Source organism: Ignavibacteriales bacterium, assembly GCA_026390595.1.
Classification (GTDB): domain Bacteria; phylum Bacteroidota; class Ignavibacteria; order UBA10030; family UBA10030; genus UBA9647.
In genome coordinates this window covers 1-21,394 of sequence record JAPLFQ010000023.1, presented here as the reverse complement: position 1 = coordinate 21,394, position 21,394 = coordinate 1, and the positions used below count along the sequence as shown (strand labels likewise).

Here is a 21,394-nt window from a genome sequence, read left to right as displayed (position 1 = left end):
AATCGAGAAACAGAATTACACAATCAACATCCACGAACCCACCACCTATCATTCCTTCAGGGAGGAAATGATTATGGCTACAACCACCTTACCGATTTTGAGGACCTCTCCCCATTGGATCCTCGTCCTGCTTGTGCTCGCAGGTATCTTCATGATGCCGGGCACAAGTTGGGCTCAGCAGACTGGGCAAATCAACGGTCGAATTACTGATGCAGATTCAAAGGAATACCTGCCGGGAGCGAATGTGATGTTGAAAGGAACGGCTCTTGGTGGTTCGACGGATCGGAATGGACTGTACCGGATATTCAACGTTCCCGCGGGCGAGTACGAATTGACCGTGCGATACATCGGGTACGAGGAACAAACGGTACCCGTCACAGTTTCCGCCGGCAGTTCGCTCACCAAGGATGTGGCTATGAAATCCACCGTTGTCGAACTCACGGGTGTCGTCATCAGCGGGTTGCGGGTGGGGCAAAACAAGGCACTCAATATTCAGAAGACTTCGGATAATATATTAAACGTAGTCTCGCAGGAGCAAATGCAGCGCCTGCCCGATTTGAACACCGCTGAGATTCTGCAGCGCATCCCCGGTGTCTCGATCGTGCGCGATCAGGGGGAAGGCCGGTACGTTCAAATCCGCGGCACGGATGCCCGCCTCACTTCCATTTCCGTGAACGGTGAAAAGATCATCGCTCCCGACGCCGGACAGCGTTACGTCGGCATGGACGTGATCTCGGCCAGTCAGGCAGCCTCCATCGAGGTTTCGAAAACTGTGACCCCGGACATGGACGGTGATGCGGTCGGCGGATCTGTAAACATCAAGACAAAAAGCGCTTTTGACTCTGACAAACCGTTTATCAATGTCACCGCAGGCTCGGGCACCAGCGCCATCCTGGGAAAAACCTTATGGCAGGGTGGTTTTACGGTTGGCACAAAATTCGGCCCGGATAACGTTTTGGGCATAGCAATAACAGGCAACTATGACAGCTGGCAGCGCGAAAACTGGGACCTCGAAACCACCTGGGATGTCAAGACAATCGGTGGTGTGACCACGAATCAAGTATTGACGGACATAGATTTGAGGAACTACCGTGTATCGCGTGAGAGATTCAATGTGGCTGGCAATCTCGATTACCAGCCCAGCGGGAACAATTCGTACTTCATCCGCGGCATGTTCAATAACCGTGATGACTACGAATATCGCCGCAGCCTCTATGTCCGCCCTTCGAAGGGAACATTTACAACCACGACCAGCGTCACAAAAGCAAAATTGTACACCACACTCAAGGATCGCCTCGAGAGACAGAATCTCTTTGCACTTTCTGCGGGCGCGATTCACAAGATGGGAAATCTGAACCTTGATTACACTGTCGCCTATAACGAGGGAGGCACCAAGAAGCATGATGAAACCGATCCCCAGTTTATCATGATAACGACACCGAACCTAACCCTCGATTTGAGCAATCCGAGCAGACCCCAGTATACGAATACCAGCACGGGGACCACATTCGATCAATATAATCCCGACAACTTCAAGTTTGACCAGATCAAATTCAACAACGACAACGCAACGGACCGGGATTACATGGGTGGAGTGAATGCGAAGTATGATTTCAAGCTTGCGGATCATCCGTCAGCTTTGAAATTTGGCGCCAAGGTTCATATTCGTGAGAAAGTGAAGAATCAGGATCGATGGATCTATAACTGGAAAGGTTCCAGCAATCTGCTCATGACCCCCTTCATCGGCGATGAGGCCACTATCCTCGACGGAACCTACAGGGTAGGCCGTGTCATTGATGGCGACAAGAACAGGGCGTATTTCACTCCTCTGAAAGACGTAGCCACCGGATTCATGCCCAAGAACAACACGTGGGACCACATCAATTCTGAAGGGGCCAGCTTCACTGCAGACGAGAATACGATGGCCTACTATGCAATGAACACCTGGAACATCGACGACTTGATGATCATCGCGGGCGTTCGGCATGAGTTTACCGACGTGTCAAATTCAAGCAACAAGATCCTTCTTGGTCCGGGCGGCACGTATTTGTCGACGACGAAGGTAGAGGGGAAACTCAATTACAACAATTTCCTGCCTTCGCTGCAATTCCGGTACAAACTGACGCCGATGAGCAATGTCCGGGTGTCGTACACAAACACGCTTGCCCGTCCAAACTTTTTCGACATTGTTCCCTATCAACAGGTCGATGTCGACAATCTTATAGTATTGCAGGGTAATGCGGGCTTGTTGCCGACTACGGCCACGAACCTCGACCTCCTGGCAGAGCAATATTTCCAGGGGGGCGGCCTGGTTACAGCCGGCGTCTTCTACAAGCATTTGAACGACATCATTTTCACGCAAACCACGAAAATAGCCGGTGGTGCCTATGACGGATATTGGCTCACACAGCCGGTGAACGGCGGAAATTCTTCGCTCGTAGGTTTCGAATTCAATTTCGAAACGCAGCTGAGGTTCCTGCCAGTGTTCCTGGACGGGTTGGGTGTGGCAGTTAACTATGCCTATACCAAATCCACGGCGGATGTGGGCAACCGTCTGACGAGGTCGGAGTTGCCGGGTCAGGCAGCAAACGTTGGCAACTTCGTTATCAGCTATGAGAAATATGGTTTCTCAGGCCGCTACAGCATAGGCTACAACGGCAAGTTCACTGAGGCCATTGGAATTGATGCGCAACGCGACAGAATCTACAAAGAACACATGCAGATGGACTTCTCAGCGAGCCAGGACCTCTTCAAAGGGCTGCAAGTGTACTTTGAGTGGATCAACCTGAACAAAGAACCCATGATATACTATCAGGGTGATGAAAGCCATCCGCTGCAGCAGGAATTCTACTCGTGGTGGATGCACGTTGGTCTGAAATTCAAGATGTAAACAAGGCGCGCGATACAGTTTCACTCGGCTTGACCACCGGATGCAGCGGTGGTCAAGCTGTATTAGGGGGATCACCTACAGAGGTCATATATCAAGGGAGACTCAGTGATGAAACGATCGAAACAGAATGCGATGATTTGGATTCTCACTCTCGGAGTTGTTGTGGGAGCGTTTGTGCTTGGATGCACCAAGGTGACGCCAACTCCGCAAGATCAGAAAAAAGTTATCAAACCCGTGGTCGTCACGGAGCAAGTGAAATGGGATACTGACGATCCTGCCATTTGGGTTAATCCTGTTGATCCGGCCAAGAGCCTCATTATCGGTACGGACAAGAATGCCGACGGTGCTCTGTACGTATTTGATCTCGACGGAAAGATCGTTCCGGAAAAGACAGTCAGGGGACTGAAACGACCAAATAATGTGGACGTAGAGTACGGCTTGATACTCAACGGCAAACCAGTCGACATCGCAGTCGCCACCGAGCGCGAGTCCAATAAGATTCGGATATTCCAGGTTCCCGAGATGAAAGCGATTGACAACGGTGGGATTGATGTGTTCACGGGAGAGAAGGAACGGGGGCCGATGGGTATCTCCATCTACAAAAGGGCCAAAGACGGTGCTATCTACGCAATTGTGAGCAGAAAAAGCGGACCGCTGGACGGATATCTCTGGCAGTATTTGCTGCAAGATGACGGCAAGGGAGGCATAAAAGGAACGAAGGTAAGGGCGTTTGGTCTCTACAGTGGCAAGAAAGAAATCGAATCCATCGCCGTTGACGACAAACTCGGCTACGTGTACTATTCTGACGAGCAGTCTTGCGTTCGCAAGTACTATGCTGATCCCGATATGCCGGGGGCCGAAAAACAGCTCGGGACGATCAGCGTCGCAGGATATCTGGAAGATAACGAAGGGATATCGATATACGAGGTCAACGATGGAACAGGCTACATCCTCGTTTCAAACCAAAGCGCCAACAAGTTCCATATCTACAAGCGTGAAGGTGAGCCCGGGAATCCGCACGATCAGAAGGAAGTGAAGGTTGTTGATGTATCGACGACGAACAGCGATGGTTCGGATGTGACCAATGTACCATTGGGTCCAAAGTTCCCAATGGGGTTATTTGTGGCGATGGCTGATGATAAGACGTTTCAGTATTACTCGTGGGCAGACATTGCAGGAACCGACCTGGTGATCGCTCCCAACGGAGTCAAGAAAGCAAAGTAGTGCGTCTTTTCATCTCCATTTCACTTTTCGATCGTAACTTGACATGGGAGCGCGATAAGCGTTCTCATGTCCGGTTATTTATTTGATTAGAAAGGTCGACAAGATGAAAAAGCAAAGCTGCAGCGGAGTTTGCGCGAGGTTTGTAGGCGCCGCGATAATCATTGCGGTCACGTTGAACATTGTGCCTTCGCATGCGCAAACGACGGCCGGCAAGCAACTCGCCGTTGCGCCCCAACAACAAGCAGGTCTTCAACAGAAGCATCCACCAAAGGCTCCCGAGGATGCATCCAATCCATTGCTAGTTTGGGATGTGGCTGTTGCGGACCGGGCTGGAATGCCAAGAAACTTTCGTTCGAGCGATGATCCGATCAAAGCGACCGAAGGGAAAGCGCCAAACGTGCAGGGACTGAAGGAATTGCGCGCATCCGGAAGCGGTGAATACACGGAAGCGAGCCTGAAATTGATGCTGAAGCAGCTACGCGGGCCGGTAACGGTGTTCGATCTGCGTCAGGAAGACCACATTTTCGTGAATGGAGAGCCCATCAGTTGGTATGCAACGAACAACTGGGCTAATGTCGGCAAGACGAACAAAGAAATAAAGGCCAGTGAAGCCGTGCGCGTTGCAGCAATTCCGGTGGGGAGCACGCTTTCTCTCAGTGATTCGAAAACCAAAAAGGGTGGGGATGCGGCGAGTCCCGTCGAAAATGTCACGGTCGCTCGTGTTGGCACGGAGAAAGACGTTGTCACCTCATCAGGTGCGGCTTACAAGCGAATCACAGTGTCAGATCATTCACGTCCGTTGGACGAAGAGGTAGATCGATTCATTACCAATGTTCGGGCATTGCCTGCGGATGCCTGGGCGCACTTTCATTGCCGGGCCGGAAAAGGCCGAACAACCACGTTCATGGCGCTGTATGACATGCTTCGCAATGCAAGCAAAGTTTCTCTTGTGGATATCGTGCAACGCCAGTCATTGCTAATTGGTGACTATGATCTTCTTGCGGCTGCTGATGATGCCGGTAAGGCGGGCGTTGCCGAAGACCGCAGCGAGTTTGTCCGAGCGTTCTATGACTACGCTCGCAACAATCCAAACGGCCAGCCTCTTCTCTGGAGCGCGTGGCTTAGGACGCCGCGATAATGGTTGCACCCAGAGAAGGTAAGCGGATCGTATTGTCGGATTTTCGCCCCCATTTCACCGGCGGGTAGTATCTCATCACAGGAATGCAATGAGCATTCGCATGACTGGTTCTTCACTACTTAGAGAGGACAATAGCATGACGACGCATAGACGCTACGGATGTCAGAGGCGGTTCGTTACACTGGCACTCATGATCGCTGTTTTGGTCGGATCGATCACCGCGCACGCTCAAACCAAATCCGGATATCATGTCGCCAAGAAAATCAAAGTCGGTGGCGAGGGAGGCTGGGACTACTTGACATTCGATGCCCGGACTCACCGGTTGTTTGTGTCGCATGCTGACAGATTTGTTGTCATCGACGCGAAAACAGATCAGGTCACCGGTGAGATCTTGAAACTTGAGGGTGTTCATGGGATGGCGATCGCGCATGAATTCAATCGCGGTTTCATTACCAACGGGACATCGTCGACGGTGAGCGTTGTTGACATGAAGACTCTGCAGGTTACCGGTACAATCCCGGTCGGAAAGAAACCTGACGCGATTCTGTACGATGCATTTTCTCATCGTGTGTTTGTGTATAACGGACAGAGTGAGAATGCTTCCGTTATCGATGCCGAGAAAGGAACGGTCATTTCAACGATCGCTTTGGGCGGAAAGCCTGAATTCTCCGCCACCGATGGCAAAGGCCATATCTTTGTAAACCTCGAAGACAAGAACGAGGTCGTGGCTTTTAATGCTTCAACGTTGAAGATTTTCGGACGGTGGCCTCTCAAAGGCGGTGACGAACCCACAGGTCTTGCGATCGATGTTGAACATCATCGCCTGTTCTCGGTTTGCCACAATAAATTGATGTTCGTGCTCGATTCCGATAACGGCACGGTTATCGCAACGCTGCCGATCGGCGCCAAGGTTGATGGCTGTGCATTCGATCCTGGAACGGGATTGGTGTTCACATCAAATGGCGAGGGAACGATGACTGTCATCCGTGAAGAGTCGCCGTCGAAGTTCTCCGTGCTGGAAACAGTAGCGACGCAACTCGGTGCGAAGACCATTACGGTCGATCCCGAAACACATACGCTGTATCTTCCCACGGCAGAATTTGGACCGGCGCCGGCTCCGACTGCCCAAGTTCCAGCGCCAAGAGGGCCGATTCTGCCCAACACATTTGTGGTTCTCAAAGTAACGAAATAGATCCGTAGAGATCGAGCCGACCTCCGAACGGACTGACACTGATCCCGGACACTCACAGAACATAAGCTCGTCACTGTCGGGGTCCGGGATCTTCGTGACAACCATGCGTTGACCTTCACTTATCGCGGCAGAATCACGGCTCATGCTCCGTGGCTCAGTATGGAGATTCGAAAACCATGAAAGTCAATACTAGCCGGTTCGCGAAGCTTCTGTTTCTGTTCATCCTCCTTGTTCCTGTCCTTCTTGCCCGACAATCCGGTACGGCGGCAGTTGACAGCGCTCAACAATCTGCAGCCGCCTTGAAAAAGGTTGTGAGCGAGCTCAAGAAGATTACTATGACCGGTTTCATCCAGTCTCAATTCCAATCCGCCGCCACTGATGGGATCGACTCCTATGCCGGGGGAAATTTCTCCGCCGGGATGCATAATCGCTTTCTTATCAGACGAGTGCAATTGAAGACGATCTATGACAATGAGTCAACCCGGTTTGTATTTCAAATCGAATCAAACGCAAAGAACATCTTCCTGAAAGATGCCTATGCCTACCTTCAAGACCCCTGGTTGAGAACGTTTGCACTACGAGCCGGAGCATTCGACAGGCCCTTCGGATTCGAGATAGGCTACTCTTCAGGGAAAAGAGAATCACCGGAACGATCGAGGTTATTCCAAACACTTTTTCCAAACGATGCTGATCTTGGCGCTGCAATTGAAATAACACCGAAGTCGGGACCATTGACGCATTTCAGTTTCAGGGGGGGGCTGTTTGCAGGGAACGGCATCAATCCAGAAGTTGACAACCAGAAGGATTTTATCGGAAGACTCGGCGTGCACTACCCTCTCTCAATGATTCCGGCCGAACTTGATTTGGGCGTATCGGGATATCTTGGTAAAGTCAAGAAACCGACCGGTAAGACCATATACACTGTCAATTCCCCGGTTCTCTGTTCCGCCAACACGGTCGATGAATGGGCAAACCGGGATTACATGGGTTTCGATTTGGAACTCACATCATCCGTTCCGCTGTTGGGGAGCTTTTTTCTCAGAGGTGAATTCATCTCGGGCATGCAGCCCGGATTCAGCCCGATGAGCTCTTCGTCTCCGACTGCCCTGGCAACGGATAACTTGTATCTCAGGAGTTTCATGGGGTATTATCTCATCTACATCCAGAACCTCGGTGAGACAAACAGGCTGGTCCTGAAGTACGATGTCTATGATCCAAATCGTGATGTGGAAGGAATTCATATTGGGCGGCAACAGGCGGCGCTCCTCGGGGCGGGAGACATCAGATACTCGACCTTTGCCATAGGCTGGATCTACACCTGGGATGCCAATGTCAGTTTCACGGGTTACTACGAAATTGTCCAGAATGAAACCGCGCCTTTTCTTGTTGGCTATGAGAAGGACATTGCGGACAACGTCTTCACATTAAGAATGCAGTACGCCTTCTGACCATCCGGTGAAGCATCGGCAGGACAGAGAGGAGCGTACGATTCCGTCTGAGAATCATCTTCCAAGAGGAACATACTATGCTGTTGACTGTCGTCGCAACAATCAAGGCCAGGAACGATATGGCGGAAAAAGTCCGGACACAGCTTTCCAGGCTGGTAGAACCCACCCGAAAAGAGAAAGGGTGTGTTGAGTATACGCTCTATCAGAACAACGAGAATCCCTCAGTTTTCATTTTCTTCGAGAATTGGGAAAGCCAGACCGACCTGGATGCTCATATGAAGTCGGCGCATTTCAAAGAGTGTTTCGCGCCAATAGAAGGGATGTTTGACCTCGACGTGCACCGTATGTCGGAAGTTCTCTAAGGAGCGAGCCCGGGATTTCGAGCTCCGCGGCGTATGTGTGAATGCCGTTCATTGACTCTGTTTCATCAAGCAGCATATGAGGTGAAGATGGTCCTTCAAGGGAAAAAGAGGATGCTCCCGATGGTGTTCGCTACCCTTCTGCTGGGGTTCGCGGGCGCATGGTCGCAGACCACGCAAACACCTTCCGTCCGCTTCATCATGGTGGGGGATGAGGGAGGACTGGCCTCAGGTGATCAGAAGGCGGTGGCTGCCGCGATGGGGAAGGAAGCTGAACGGATCAAGGCCCGGTTTATTGTGACAGTGGGGGACAATTTTCACGAGAACGGGATTGCCAGCGCGACCGACCCGCGATGGAAGACCGAATTCGAGGATGTCTATTCCCACCCTGCTCTTCAGATCCCGTGGTATCCTTCACTGGGAAACCATGATTACCGCGGAAGCGTCGAGGGGGAACTCGGGTACACCGCATTCAGCAAGCGCTGGAAATTCACATCCCGGTATTACGCACGGAACGAACTGATCGATGACACAACGTCGCTCCTCATCGTGCATGTGGATACTTCCCCGTTCATCAGGAAGTACAGACTTGAGCCCAACGTCTATCGCCTGGCCGGACAGGACGCGAAGAAACAACTCGTGTGGCTGGATTCTGTCCTCACCGCTTCACGTGCGCGCTGGACGATTGTCGTCGGTCATCACCCGGTCTATTCAGCGACGCCCAAGGGGGGCAACACAGAAGAGCTGATAGAGGAGCTGCTTCCGATCCTGAAAGCTCACGACATTCCATTGTACGTCTCAGCGCATCAGCATTTCCTGCAACACCTGAAGCGCGATGGGATGGATTTTGTTGTATTAGGAGGAGGGGCGGATCACGGAACGGAAGTCCATAGCCGGGAAGATGTTGTATTCGGGGCGAGCGTACTCGGTTTTGTTTCCGTGCGGGCTACTGCGCAGCAGCTTCAGGTTAGCTTTGTTGATACGAGCAGCACGATTCTTCATACCGTGAAGATTGCCGCACCCGCTCCAGGTAGATAATCCTGTGGTATCAAGCGATCTACGCTTGTGAGCTTAGGGGATATGCGAACTTGCATCAGAAAGAAATCCATGACATCCCTCGTTTCCCGGTTCTACAAACTTCTCCTACTCTGGCTCCTTGTTTGCTCACAGCTGCTGGCTCAACGGACGCAATTCGTCGTCCTCGTCGTTGTGGATGGTACCAGGTATTCGGAGACGTTTGGCGATTCGACACATGCCAACATACCGATCATCTGGAATCGGTTGCGCCCGCTCGGCACGCTCTATACGTCATTCTGGAATGACGGCACCACGATGACCAATTCGGGACATGCAAGTATCCTTGCGGGTACGCGCGAAACTCTGAAGAACAATGGGACCGAATTGCCGTACAACCCGACGATGTTCGAGTATTTCAGGAAGCAAACGGGTGCACCCGTTGATCAGTGCTGGGTTGTGCTGGGCAAGTCCAAGCTGCAAATGCTTGCGTTCAGCACACACAAAGAATATGGCCCGCACTATGGGGCGTCAGTGAAGAAATCCTCGTCTGAGTATGATAACCTCGTCGCCCTGCAAAACACGACGTTCGTGCTGGCGAATCACCATCCCAAACTTATGATTGTGAACGTGCCGGCTGCAGATTCATTGGCGCACGAAGGGTTTTTTGACAAGTATATAGGGGCGATTCGTCAGGCAGACACCGTAGTGGCGTCGATCTGGAATGCAATTCAGGCAGATTCTCTCTTCCGTGACAAAACGACCATGATCGTCACGAACGACCATGGCCGCCACACCACAGATTACACCGACCACGGCGATCGATGCGAAGGTTGCAGGCATATCATGCTGCTCGTCATCGGACCCGACACGCCGGCGGGAGTCGTTGATTCGTCCGCGCACAAGCTGGTGGATATTGCGCCGACGGTTGGGAAGCTTCTCGGTTTCCGTACGCCATACTCGGTGGGGTCTGTGCTTGAGTCTGCACTATCGAAGAACCCTCAACGATGAAGCAGCACGCCTCAGATCGATTACGCAACCACACCCGCAGAATGAAGAAATAGAATACTCATTCCTTCCTTTAGTCCTTCGCCTCTCCCATCGTACGGGATCCCCGCTTGCGGCAGGCAGCCGAAAACCGGGACGCATCACAGATAACCCAAGGGGTCACGCGACTGTCTTTTCGGAACATACTTCTAGTGTCGCGTCTCGCATGTTCTTTGGATAAGTCGTACGGTTGAACTTCTTACCTCACAAAATGCAACCCGAGGATCACCAATCGAGTTTTTCGTGAAATCTCAGCAAAAAGCAAAACACACACCCCTTACATCCCCTCTCCCCACCACGCCGGCCATCACACAGAGGGGACTGTTTGTGCGCGATACAAGAACGTCACGTCCCCTCTCGTGGGAAAGCACGTGGGTTGTGAGAGGGGAGCAGAAGGGTGTGTGCCTTTTCGTGATAGTTTGAGCTGATGTCTGCTCAGATCTCTGCGTCGTGCTGTGGACTTATTCAAGGTTCTTCCGAGACACAGCACTAGCTTCCCGGTGAAAAAGGAAGAGGCTGTAGCTATGCGGAGGGTTGACATCCGTTGGGGGGCAGCATAAAAACACAAAGAGGGCGTCAGATGAAGCTTGACGACCCTCTCTGTGCAGCTTGGAGGCAACTTGGTGGAGCGGAACTCTTAGTTGGTCAGAGTCAGCGTGACAACCTTCGCCGTCGAGGCAAGCGTGCCGGCGGAAGCGTTTGCACCGAAGGTGTAGGTGATCGTCTTGGCTGCATCGGCACCCAGGGCAATCGCAGTCACAACACTCGCCGCACTGGCCGGGGTCGTGGCAGAGATATCAACGTTTCCAGCACTCGTTCCCTTGACGCTCGCCAGGTTGATCTGCAGCGTGTAGCCGGCTGCCAGGGCTGCGTCGAGGTTTGCTGTGATCTTCACGGTGGAAGCGAAATTCTGTGTGATGCTATAGTTGGTCGAAGCGTCTGTGACTGAGGTCAGTGCGTTCGTTCCGGCAGTACCTGTGGTGATGGTCATTGCGCCGGGGTTGCCAGAGGTCGCAATCTTGTAAACTGCGTTGACAGCCAGACTGACATTCTGTGTAGCCGTTGCCTGCGCCATAGCGTTTTGTGCAACTGCGAAGCTCAGGACTACGAGGGCGATAACTACGATTGACTTCTTCATTGTTGACTCCAAGTTAGTATTTTTTGTGATTGTTTTCATATCTGTATCAGTATATCTCAAGGAGCGTGCCAGAACAGAATATGCCATATGAGCCCAATTTCACAGTATTTCCTTGTAAGCGGAGTATCACTCTGAGACTGGTGGATCGTAGTGAGACTGCAGGTTCTCCAGCCTTCTGCACCAGAAAGCCCCATTATTCCGGATTGTTCGTTCTTGGATTTCCATCCACAAAGAAGTTGTCCCTCAAGTGAGGAGTTCTCAGGATAAGAGCGACGGCAATTCATTCGTCGTGAAATGATCGAAATGAGACAGATCGTTGAACTTGGCTGACTTACTCCGTACGTTTTCCATGCGCACCAAGACTCCACGCTCTATTGAACAGGATATTGAACCATGCTTCAGTCAACGTTGAGATACACGGCCTTCCTGTTGTTTCTGATCCCTGCATCGCTTTTCGGGCAAGATCCCCGGGAAGGAGAAGGGTACTTCACAGATCCAAGGAGCACTCCGTTTGGGACACTTTGTTCGAATAACTACGCGTCGGCACTCTATATTGTCCAGAATGGTCTTCTTGAGGAGCTCGTATCCGCTCCGGGATGCGGGAACTACACGACGCTGTCGTATGACCGCACGCGTGTGGGTTTGAAGCTTGTGAATGAGGACGGTTCGCAGACTCCTGCTGTACTCGATCTCACGAACCGAACTGTGCTGACGCTGAGTTCACCGGGGCATCAGATGGGTCAGGTGAGTTTCACAGCCGATGGCCGTGTTGCCTTCACGCGTGGAGAGGAGCTGGTGCTTGCGAGCACCGGAGAAGAAGAGACGTATTCTCTCGGGACCTATGCCAACATCGCTCCAATTTCGCCGGACGGCCGTCAGGTTGTATTCAATGACGCCGATGATCAACTCTGGCTTCTCAACCTCGCAACTCTGACGAAGACACAAATCACCGACGGCACCACAGGATACTACTATCCCATTTGGTCACCCGATGGCGGCAGACTTCTCTATTCCAGCCTGAACGGGGCGGTCAGGGTCCACGAGCTTGAGACAGGCCGGACCTATGTTCTCGGAGAAGGGGCTCATCCATCGTGGTCGGAAAATTCCCGCGAGGTGATCTTCTATCGGAAGGAGTTTCAAGGTCCGCGGCTGGTGAACACCGACCTCTTCCTTTCAAGCTTCGATGGGGCAGAAGTGCAGAGGCTCACATCGACGCCGGGCATCACGGAGATGGATCCTTCATTTACAGAGGGTGGAGCCAGGGTCGTTTTTCACACGTACGCACGGCGATCCATCGGCGAGGCCGACCTTGTTGTGAACGGAAAGGCCCCTCGGAAACTGACAACTGTAAAGGAAACGGCTCTTTCCGCCTCCGGCCGGTTTTCCATCAAGCCTTTCTCGTTGGAGGGTTCAACGCACAACACATCGCAACTTGACATCCCATATGTTCACCAGGCATATGATACGCCCGACTGGTTCAATGGCGATTGGGCATGTGCGCCGACTCAAGCGATCATGCTGCTTGCGTACTTCAATGTGCTTCCGCCGTGGCCGACTTCATGTTCAACACCGAGCTTCCACTATAATAATTGGGGAAATTACGTCAGCGCTCAGTATCAATTCCGTCAGGCGCAGTATATACAGGCGGCGGACGACGCAAACGGCAAAACATCCTGGGGCGGCTATGGTTACATGTGGAATGGCTCGTACAGTCCGCATTCGAGGATGGCAGATTACTTCAGGAATCATGGCTTCACCGCCGTACAATCAGAAGGAACACCGTACAGCATCGCTTTCTCTGAAGTTTCTGACGGCCATCCTTTCAGCATGTGCGTGATGTTGACGACCGCAGGCCATCTCGTGCTCGCTCATGGAATTGGTGCCGAGCCGCATACATTTGTGTTCAACGACCCCTGGGGTAACAAGAACCGGGGATACAAGAATTACTATGGCAAGAACTCGAGCTACGACTGGCCGGGATATAACAACGGTTTCCAAAACCTTACCGGCGTGGCATGGTGCATTGCGACGCGCTACGAGCCGCTGGCGGCGAGCGACACCGTCATCGACGACCAGCAATTCGGTCACGGCTTCTGGATGCAAACGGCAGCTCCTTCCTCGATGAGTTACTGGAAAGACAAGAACGTCGGGTATCAGGGACACGCGTGGTTCGTCTACACCCGCGGTGTCGCATCCGTTGACGCGTGTTTTGCCACGTGGACACCTGTACTTCCGGAAGAGGGGAAGTATGAAGTGTCTGCGTTCATACCGTCATTCCCCAATGCGACGGATGCGCGCTATTCCATAACGAGCAATGAAGGAACGGTCCTGAAGTCGATCAACCAGAATGAGCACAAAGATACCTGGGTTTCACTTGGAACGTACTCGTTTGCGAAGGGGAGCGGGGGATCTGTCCGGCTTGGAGACGTCAGCTCGAGTGACGGTCAGGTGCTGGGATTTGATGCTGTCCGTTGGAGCCGTACATTGAACCCGGTGACTGCGGTGACGGCGAAGGAAGAGACGCCGCGGACGTTTGCGCTGCTGCAGAACTATCCGAATCCATTTAATCCAACAACAGCTATTAGCTATCAGCTACCTGCCCTGAGCGGAGTCGAAGGGTCAGCTCATAGCTTCGTGAAACTGGAGGTGTTCGACGTTCTCGGTCGAGGAATCTCCACTCTGGTGAACGAAGTCCGTTCAGCGGGGAGTCACACAGTGTTTTGGGATGGTTCGGCCCTTCCGAGCGGAGTGTACTATTATCGTTTCGTGGCTCGGCCCGTTGGTGGCGAACAGGGTGCTTTCATTGAATCGAGAAGAATGGTTTTGATGAAGTAGGTAGAGGCGGGCTTCACGCGTACCCAACTTCATCGTTCGACATTCCTTGCGCGATATTGGACATTGCCTGGATCGAAGAGATTCGTTCCCATGAATTTCGAATATCCAACACCGAATAATGAATGAAGAAGTTAGTTGTTTGTACTGGAAGATCATGTCCCATCGCAACAAGTTCTGCGAACGAATGTAACTCCCGACACCTTACCATGGTTCACCCTCCACGTACTTAGCAAGGAGATTCAGAGTATGGTCCGCTCCCTTGTGTTGACGTTTCTTCTCTGTCTGGTCTCGCCTGTGCTGATGGCGCAGGTGGATGCGAGAATGCTGCAGTATCCCGATGTCTCCCAGACGCAAATCGTGTTTTCGTATGCCGGTGACCTGTGGGTCGTTCCAAAGGATGGAGGGACGGCACTGAAACTCAGCTCGCCGAGGGGCCAGGAACTCTTTCCCCATTTCTCTCCTGACGGATCGCAGATTGCCTACAGCGCGAACTATGACGGCAATCTGGAAGTCTATTCCATCCCCGCGATGGGCGGACTCCCCACGCGCGTGACATATCACGGCATGAACGATCGCCTCGTCGACTGGTACCCCGACGGAGGCAAACTCTTGTTTGTCTCTTCGATGAACAGCGGCCGTCAGCGGTACAACCAGTTCTTCAGCGTATCGCCGGCCGGCGGAATGCCGGAGCAGCTTCCGGTCCCCTACGGCGAAATGGCATCGCTCTCGCCGGATGGAAAGAGCATCGCGTACACATCGCTGACGCAGGCCTTCAGAACCTGGAAACGGTATCGCGGAGGCTGGTCTTCGGACATCATCGTGTTTGACCTGGAGAAGAAGACCTCCGAAGTCGTTGCCGCGGATCCGGCCAATGATGAGTTCCCGATGTGGCACGGGAGAACCATCTACTTCCTCTCCGATCGCGGCCCGGAGGCACGATCGAATATCTGGTCGTACAACCTGCAGACGAAGCAAACGAAGCAGATCACGAAGTTCACGGAATACGATATTCACTTTCCGTCGCTCGGACCATCGGACATTGTGTTCGAAATGGGGGGGAAGCTGTACGTGTTGAATCTCGCCGCGGAAACAACCAGGGAGGTTCCGATCAAGGTTGTGACAGATGAAATAACACTTCTCCCGCGTACACAAAATGTCAGCAAAGCGATTCAGCGCGCATCCATTGCGCCCGACGGCAAACGGGCGCTCTTTGAAGCTCGGGGCGAAGTTTTCTCCGTCCCTGCGGAATACGGTCCCGTTCTTAATCTGACCAGAACTCCGGGCTCTGCCGAACGATCCGCTGCCTGGTCTCCCGACGGAAAGTTCGCGGCATACTGGAGCGACAAATCGGGGGAATATGAACTGATGCTTCTTGATCTGACGACGCCCGGTTCCGAGAAGAAGCTTACCTCCTATGGCCCCGGGTTCCGGTACAGTCTCTCCTGGTCGCCCAACAGCAAGATGGTAGCATTCATAGACAATGCAATGAAAATTCAGGTCTTTGATATCGAGAAGAACAAGACGATTCAGGTGGACAAGCAGATGTACTACTATCAGGGGGCGCTGAATGGATTCGAAGTCAGCTGGTCGCCCGACAGCCGCTGGCTGGCGTACGGCCGCGAGCTGGAGAATAGAAGCCACGCGATCTTCCTCTTCGATACGAAGGAGGAGAAAGCCGCGCAGGTCACCTCGGGATACTATCAGGACTCAAATCCGTCGTTTGATCCCGACGGGAAGTACCTGTTCTTCCTGACGGGTCGCACGCTGAATCCGATGTACTCCGACGTGGACAATACCTGGATTTATCCGAACACAACAAATCTCGCAGTCGCAACACTGTCCGATGAGACCCCGTCCCCGCTCGCGCCGCGCAACGACTCGACGCTGGTGAAGAAAGAAGAGCCGAAGAAGGAGGAACCAAAGGAGAAAGACAAGGAGAAGGTGAAGAAGGATGAGAAATCGAAGGAGACAAAGGTGACGCTTGCCGGATTTGAGCGGCGTGTCGTTGTTCTTCCCCCCGCAGCGGGCAATTTCGGAAGCATTCACGCGATTTCCGGGAAGATTCTCTTCGTTCGGACGCCCAACACCGGCTCTGCCGACAAGAAGAGGTCACTGTTGTACTACGATCTCGACAAGCGCGAAGAGAAGACCGTCCTGGATGATGTTGATATGTTTGATGTGAGCGCTGATGGAAAGAAAATCCTGGTTGGGAAGTCTGGAAGCTATTCGATTGTCGACGTGGGAGAAAACCAGAAACTCGACAAGAAGATGCCGACATCGCAGCTCGAAATGGTTGTGGATCCCAGGGGGGAATGGAAGCAGATCTTCACCGACGTCTGGCGGTTCGATCGGGACTTCTTCTATGATCCCACCATGCACGGCGTTGACTGGAGCGATATGCGGGCGCGCTACGGCAGGATGCTTGACAACGCCGTAACCAGATGGGACGTCAATTTCGTCATCGGCGAGCTGATGTCGGAGCTGAATTCATCCCACACCTACCGCGGAGGCGGGGACATTGATGACGGCGACGTCCGCAGCTTCGGCTACCTGGGTGTTGACTGGGAGCTTGCCAACGGGGCATATCGGATCAAGAACATTATCGCAGGCGCTCCATGGGATACCGAGGTGCGCTCACCGCTGGCACAACCGGCCGTCAATGTTCACGCGGGAGATTATGTGCTCGCAGTGAATGGCCTTCCCATCGATGTGACGAAGGCGCCGTGGGCTGCATTTTCCGGTCTCGACAACAAAGCCATCGAGTTAACAGTCAACTCAAAGCCGACCCTGGACGGCGCACGCAGAGTGCTGGTGCAGACAATCGCGGATGAAACGCGTCTACGCCATCTCGCGTGGATTGAAATGAACAGAAAGCGCGTGCAGGATGCGACGAACGGCCGCATCGGGTATATCTATGTACCGAGCACAGGCACCGACGGTCAGACGGAATTGGTCCGCCAATTCGCCGCTCAGTTTAACAAAGAGGGGTTGATAGTCGACGAGCGCTTCAACAGCGGCGGTCAGATTCCCGATCGTTTCATCGAGCTGCTGAACCGCAAGCCCCTCGCGTTCTGGGCTGTCCGTGACGGCAAGAACTGGCAATGGCCCGTCTATGCGAACTTCGGACCCAAGGTCATGCTCATCAACGGATGGAGCGGATCGGGAGGAGACGCGTTCCCGGATTACTTCCGCAAAGCAGGATTAGGGCCCCTCATCGGGATGCGCACGTGGGGCGGACTGATCGGTATCACCGGAGCCCCGGCGTTGGTTGATGGCGGCAATGTTTCCGTGCCGACATTCCGGATGTACAACCCGGATGGGACGTGGTTCAAGGAAGGACACGGTGTTGATCCGGACATCGAAGTGAAGGACGATCCTGCGGAGCTGGCGAAGGGAATTGATCCGCAGCTCGAGCGGGGTATAGAGGAAGTGATGAAACTGCTGAACGCGAAACCGTTTGTGCCGCCAAAGCAGCCGCCGTACGAAAAGAGGTAAGCAGGAAACGAGATCCTGTTGACCTGCTCTTTGCTGGGTTTGCGTAGGATCCGAGTAAACGAAAAAAAGGACGGTCATCCTGAGCAATGTCCTGAGCGACCTTCTGGCGTCAACTCGTGGAAGTCGAAGGACGAAGCGAAGGATCTGGATTACAGCGGCTCCACGCGCTGGCCGCCCATTGGTTCAGATCCTTCAGTCGCGAACAAGGTGAGTCCCAGATCAAAACGCTCCCTCAGGATGACATTATTCACTGCATCAAGGTTGTGTGCGCCAGCCATCAGGGAGAAGGCTCCCATTATGCCCACTGATGTTTTCATGAACGACACGAAGCATCCAAGCGACGGTGAACTCAGGAAGAGACTGGGCCGTTCGTACACGCTGTTCGAAGAGACGATCATATCGCTCCAATTCGAACATCAAGGAATCAGTTTTGAATGGAAGTTCTCGAAAACGTCGGGATGGTATCTGATCTGCCTGAAGAAGAAAAGGCGACTTTTCTATCTCCTCCCCAAGAACCGCGATTTTTCGTTCAAGATGGTCTTTGGAACTCGGGCCGTTGAGGAGATCAAAAAAGGCGCGTTTCCAACCTATGTAGGCAGGATGCTCAAGAGCGCCAGGAAGTATCCGGAAGGGACGCTGATTGAATTCAACAAGAGCAATTTCGAAGTTGCCACAATTCTCAGGCTTCTGAAAACGAAGATTGAAAACTGACATAATTGTGAATGGTCAATTGCGAACGATCAATTGTCAATTGACAATGCCGGTCCCGTTCATTGTCCATTCGTCATTGACCATTGGCCATTATCAGCTCTTTGCTTCTGTAAGCTTCTTCAGTTCGCGCACTCTCGTATAGAACTCGTCCAGCGCCATGTCCTTGAGAAAAATGAGACCACGCGCACCGCGCAGGCGGGGGTGCGGATGCTGGAGGAAGAACTCCTTGCCGAGGCAGGTCTTGATCATCGCGTACTGTTCGACCTGGATCTTCTGAGCCAACTCAGAAAAGGGACCGTCGTGTTCATGGCTCGGGAATGACGCAGCACTCTGGGAGCCGAAGCAGTTCATGAACGACGAGTGCATCAACGACATCGTGTTCAACGAGACCGGAATGATGACATCCGCTTCGCATGGTTTGAACCTGTACCACACGTTCCGGTACCCCCAGATGCGGAGGGAAGAATCTTTGCTCTCTTCCTGGTACAGCCTCACTGCTTCCGCAATCGCCTGCAAAACTTTGTAGTGCGTATCCGGTCCGCTCCCTTCGGGGTCGAACGCGACCGAGATAACATTGGGCTTCGTCTTCTTGATGAGGTCGAAGAGCGGAATGACATCCCGGTTCACTTCGGGTTCTTCAGAGAAGACATCTCCCTGATAGAATCCCAGCCGCATTGCATAGATGGCTGAAGGTTCGATGCCGAAGTGGGCCCAGAGGAGCTCGACTTCCCACTCCCTCAGCATGCCCTTCAGCGTCTGAACGTCCGGCGGGTCCTTCGCGCCGGGATACTGCGTCATCAGATACTCTTCCATGTTCCGGGCGCGCAGCTTGAGGGCTCTGATATCCGATGTTCCGTACACTTCGACGAAATTCCTCAGTGCGCGTCGCGCCTCGGCTTCATCCTTCCGTTCCTGAACAAGCGCCGCGGTGCCGTCGAGGAAGAGGTACATTTCCTCCGTCTTCTTGGCGTAGTCTTTTGGATCGAAATACCCGTCTTCCAGCAAAACCGCAAAGTGCTTCTCTTCGAGATGCTTCCGGAGTTTTCGGATGATGGTCAGGAAATAGTGGTTCGAGACCGCGGTAAAGCCCGACGTCATGTTTGCGAAGAGGTGCTTGTTGTTCGGGTCGCGCACCAGGTGGGAAAGGTACGCGAGATATCCGAGCATGATATCGTCGTGGTGCGGCTCGGTATGAAGGAACGTGGTCTTTGTGATGGGCTGGAGTCCCTTTTCGAGTTTGTTGATCAGCCGGGTCCGTGCCGCGACCGCCAGCTCTTCGTGCGATTTGCCGGTCTTCTTGAGAAGCTCCTGCGCGAAGCGGTCAGCCGCGAAATCACTCTTTGTCAGTTCGTCGAGTGCTTTGTTGCGGGAAATTGCGAGTGAAATTACGACCTCGTCCGACTGGCGTTTGTTGATGGTGGGCCGGGCGCAGAAATCAATAAAAGTCCGCTCGCTCAGTCTGCTCGCTGCCCCTTTTGTGAGATAGAACCTGGCATGTTCGAGATCCTGCAAGACCGAAGCCGGATTCTCAGGATGTCTCGGCTCCTGGATGGCCTTGCTGACGATCGAGGCCTTGGCGTCCCCTGCCGCAATAATCAGCACCGTCGCGGTGGGATTGTAGGTGATGGTCGTGAGTCCGATCGTGATGACGAGGCGTTTCCTGGATATCTCGATCCCGCCCAGGTCCGTAGAGGCTGCTGCCTGTGTTTCGTAGTTGGTCGCAGTGAGCCGTGTGACGGAATAGATGCTCGATCCCCGGACGTTGAACGCGATGTGACCGTCCGGACCGATGCCGCCGAGGAAGAATCCGATTCCCCCCAATGTGCGGATTTTGCGCTCGTATTCCATGCAAAACAGATCGACGCGGCTGATGACATCACGCTGGAGCGCTTCGAGCTCCGTGTGTGTCTGCCGAACACGGAGGGAAAGGTCCACAACCCCGTCGGGGAACACGCTTTCCATCGTCTGTCCGTCGGGAATCCCGAGCGACGTTGCGTCGATCAACAGAGCCTTCTCCGGGGAGAGGCCGAAGTTTTTGAAGTAGTATTTCCTGACGTAGTGGTTGAAGCTGTTGTGCTGCTGTGAGTCCATGGGATAGAACTCGTCGATCTGCACGAAGCTGAGGCTCTTCATGTCGGGACGCGTTGTGCTGTCGATGCCGTGTTCGGCGAGCAGCGCCTGGATCTCCTTCGATTGCCACTTGGAAAGAATCCGAGAGACCCACTTGATGAAGTGCTCGGGCGTTTTTCCCGTCGGGAGGGATATGACCCCGCCCGGATTCTTGAGAACCCATTCGATGAACCGGAGTGCGGTCAGCTTTCCGAGCAGTGGAAAATTCTCGACTTCAATGATCCGGATCTTCTCCGTCGGCTGGTACCAGTACTGCTTCCTGCCGCTGCGTTCCAGCTCGACAGCCTCCACAGTGGAACTTCCATCGTACGTTTTCATCGTCTCGTATTGCTCCTCTGGATATCTCTTGTTCAAAAGTCTGGTGATGCGGTCCTGACCGCTCTCCGGTCTGGACTTGTTCTGGTATCCCGTCTCGCATGTTCTTTCAATAGATGTGTATGTCACTCCTTACGGAGTTCACAGAACATGGCTCGTTTGTCAATCCATTGACATTTCGTCCCTGACGGGACTGATCCAAATGTGATTGCCGGGTGATCTTGAGGTAGATTCTATCCAAATTTACGGTTTTGTTTGCTCGTCTCCAAGACCGTGAAACTGCGGAGCTTGATCTCACTGCGGCTTGGCGTCAAACCGAATCGTCTTGTCCCAAAATCCCTTTTCTTTCCGGAACTTCTCCACGTAGACTGCTTTGAGGACGACGTAAATCCAGAACTGGCAGTAGGTGAAGTACATCACGAAGATCAGGAAGATCGATTTCAGGCTGTCCTCCGAAT

General features: G+C 53.1%; 14 protein-coding genes. 11 read left to right on the top strand and 3 right to left on the bottom strand.

Features of this window, described 5'->3' with window-relative positions:
- The first annotated feature begins 73 nt into the window (after window positions 1-73).
- The 8 genes from NTU47_12325 to NTU47_12290 all read left to right on the top strand — a co-directional run bounded on the left by NTU47_12325 (window position 74) and on the right by NTU47_12290 (window position 10,276).
- Window positions 74-2,890 carry a TonB-dependent receptor gene (locus NTU47_12325; GenBank protein ID MCX6134591.1) on the top strand — a complete coding sequence of 939 codons (2,817 nt, stop codon included), beginning with the start codon at window positions 74-76 and terminating at the stop codon, window positions 2,888-2,890.
- Window positions 2,891-2,998: 108 nt separating this feature from the next.
- Window positions 2,999-4,114, top strand: coding sequence for a phytase (locus tag NTU47_12320; protein ID MCX6134590.1), 1,116 nt, complete (start codon window positions 2,999-3,001; stop codon window positions 4,112-4,114).
- Window positions 4,115-4,217: 103 nt separating this feature from the next.
- Window positions 4,218-5,252: a tyrosine-protein phosphatase gene (locus NTU47_12315; protein MCX6134589.1), complete on the top strand. Its 1,035-nt coding sequence runs from the start codon at window positions 4,218-4,220 to the stop codon at window positions 5,250-5,252.
- 136 nt (window positions 5,253-5,388) lie between these two features.
- Window positions 5,389-6,444, top strand: a complete 1,056-nt coding sequence (locus NTU47_12310) for a YncE family protein (protein ID MCX6134588.1) — start codon at window positions 5,389-5,391, stop codon at window positions 6,442-6,444.
- 176 nt (window positions 6,445-6,620) lie between these two features.
- Window positions 6,621-7,892 (top strand): hypothetical protein, encoded by a 1,272-nt coding sequence (locus NTU47_12305; GenBank protein MCX6134587.1) that lies wholly within the window; start codon window positions 6,621-6,623, stop codon window positions 7,890-7,892.
- 77 nt (window positions 7,893-7,969) lie between these two features.
- Window positions 7,970-8,254: a putative quinol monooxygenase gene (locus tag NTU47_12300; GenBank protein MCX6134586.1), complete on the top strand. Its 285-nt coding sequence runs from the start codon at window positions 7,970-7,972 to the stop codon at window positions 8,252-8,254.
- Between the two features lie 120 nt (window positions 8,255-8,374).
- Entirely contained in the window at window positions 8,375-9,289 is a 915-nt protein-coding gene (locus NTU47_12295) for a tartrate-resistant acid phosphatase type 5 family protein (GenBank protein ID MCX6134585.1), read from the top strand.
- Window positions 9,290-9,358: 69 nt separating this feature from the next.
- Window positions 9,359-10,276, top strand: coding sequence for a sulfatase-like hydrolase/transferase (locus tag NTU47_12290; GenBank protein MCX6134584.1), 918 nt, complete (start codon window positions 9,359-9,361; stop codon window positions 10,274-10,276).
- Between the two features lie 673 nt (window positions 10,277-10,949).
- On the opposite strand, the gene NTU47_12285 is transcribed toward NTU47_12290, so the two are convergent.
- Window positions 10,950-11,450 (bottom strand): hypothetical protein, encoded by a 501-nt coding sequence (locus tag NTU47_12285; GenBank protein MCX6134583.1) that lies wholly within the window; start codon window positions 11,448-11,450, stop codon window positions 10,950-10,952.
- Window positions 11,451-11,843: 393 nt separating this feature from the next.
- Between NTU47_12285 and NTU47_12280 the strand changes: the two genes are divergently transcribed.
- Window positions 11,844-14,285: a hypothetical protein gene (locus tag NTU47_12280; protein ID MCX6134582.1), complete on the top strand. Its 2,442-nt coding sequence runs from the start codon at window positions 11,844-11,846 to the stop codon at window positions 14,283-14,285.
- A 246-nt stretch (window positions 14,286-14,531) separates the two neighbouring features.
- The gene (locus NTU47_12275) at window positions 14,532-17,780 is read left to right on the top strand and encodes a PDZ domain-containing protein (GenBank protein ID MCX6134581.1); all 3,249 of its coding nucleotides are present in this window, start codon (window positions 14,532-14,534) and stop codon (window positions 17,778-17,780) included.
- Between the two features lie 149 nt (window positions 17,781-17,929).
- Here the strand turns inward: NTU47_12275 and NTU47_12270 are convergent, their stop codons facing one another.
- Window positions 17,930-18,058, bottom strand: a complete 129-nt coding sequence (locus tag NTU47_12270) for a hypothetical protein (protein MCX6134580.1) — start codon at window positions 18,056-18,058, stop codon at window positions 17,930-17,932.
- 19 nt (window positions 18,059-18,077) lie between these two features.
- On the opposite strand from NTU47_12270, the gene NTU47_12265 reads away from it, so the two are divergent.
- Entirely contained in the window at window positions 18,078-18,491 is a 414-nt protein-coding gene (locus tag NTU47_12265) for a DUF3788 family protein (protein ID MCX6134579.1), read from the top strand.
- Window positions 18,492-18,584: 93 nt separating this feature from the next.
- Here NTU47_12265 and NTU47_12260 read toward each other — a convergent pair whose 3' ends face one another.
- A complete protein-coding gene (locus NTU47_12260) occupies window positions 18,585-20,939 on the bottom strand; it encodes a 6-phosphogluconolactonase (protein ID MCX6134578.1) in 2,355 nt (784 codons plus the stop codon).
- Between the last annotated feature and the right edge of the window lie 455 nt (window positions 20,940-21,394).